The organism is Pseudomonas sp. HMWF006 (assembly GCF_003061205.1).
Taxonomy (GTDB): Bacteria; Pseudomonadota; Gammaproteobacteria; order Pseudomonadales; family Pseudomonadaceae; genus Aquipseudomonas; species Aquipseudomonas monsensis.
Genome location: NZ_QAIU01000634.1, coordinates 798 through 1,991 on the forward strand (window position 1 = coordinate 798; position 1,194 = coordinate 1,991).

Genomic DNA, 1,194 nt, shown 5'->3' on the forward strand with positions numbered 1-1,194 from the left:
CCATCAGGTTGTAGCGATAATTGCCACGATAGTCGTCCAGCGTCTGCGCGACTTTGCTCTTGGCTTCAGTGGTGAGGTTGCGCCAGATGCGCCCACCCTCGGTGGTCAGTTGCGCCGGCACCGGGCCGTCGGCGTAGATGGTGTCGCCGCTGTGGATAAAAAAGTCCGGCAGGCGCAGGCGCATGGATTCGTAGATGCGCATGCCGCCGATGTCCGGGTTGATGCCGAAGCCCTGGCCGACGGTGTCACCGCTCCACACGAAACGGATGTTGCGCCGCGCCGTCGGTGCGCTGCGCAAGTGGCCGAGCCACGGTTCGCTGGCGACGCCGGTTTGCGCGTCCTTGAAATACACCCGATAGAAAATCGCCTGATCGGCGGGCAACCCGGTCAGTTCGACCCGGGCGGTGAAATCTGTGCGCGCATCGGCCAGCGGCGAGATTACCCGGCGCGGGTGGCGAAACTGGCTACGGGTGTCCCACTCGACCACCATTCGCGCCGGACGGTCGCTGCGGCTCCAGATCATCGCGCGGTCGCCCTGCAGGTCGCCGGACTGCACGCCGTCCGTCAGTTGCGGCCGATCCTTGACCGACGCGATCACCGCTGGCGCCAGCCCTGGCATCAGCAGACCGGCACCGACCACTTGCATGACCCGCCGACGACCGAGATTGAAATCGCTCATGGAGTTCTCCCTGAAAAAAAGGAAAACTTAAGCACGGCTGTATGACTCCGCCATGACACCTGCTCTTGTAGGAGTGAGCCTGCTCGCGATGGCGGTGTGTCGGTCAACATTGATGTCTTGGACAGAGTGCTATCGCGAGCAGGCTCACGCTTACTGAGATCGGTGTCAGGCTTTGGCGGGCTCCATCGCCAGCTCGGCCGCTTCCGGGCGTTTGACCGTCGCATAGACCACAGCGGTCAGCAGGCTCCCCGCCACAATCGCCAGCAGATACAGCAACGCATGGTTGATTGCATTCGGGATCGCCAGCACAAACAGACCACCGTGCGGCGCCATCAGTTTGCAGCCGAAGTACATCGACAGTGCGCCAGTCAACGCACCGCCGGCAATGCTCGCCGGAATCACCCGCAGCGGGTCCTTGGCGGCAAACGGAATCGCCCCTTCGGAGATAAAGCACAGCCCCAGCACCAGCGCCGCTTTACCCGCCTCGCGCTCGGTCTGGGCGAACTTGCGGCGGG

1 protein-coding gene and 1 pseudogene are annotated in these 1,194 nt (G+C 63.5%); both read right to left on the minus strand.

Annotated elements, in window-relative coordinates; genetic code table 11:
- Nucleotides 1-679 (minus strand): alkaline phosphatase (locus tag DBR24_RS34345; protein ID WP_371921380.1); only part of this gene is annotated, 679 nt, incomplete at its 3' end.
- Between the two features lie 165 nt (nt 680-844).
- Nucleotides 845-1,194, minus strand: a pseudogene (locus DBR24_RS29320) (PTS fructose transporter subunit IIBC); the annotation flags it as partial.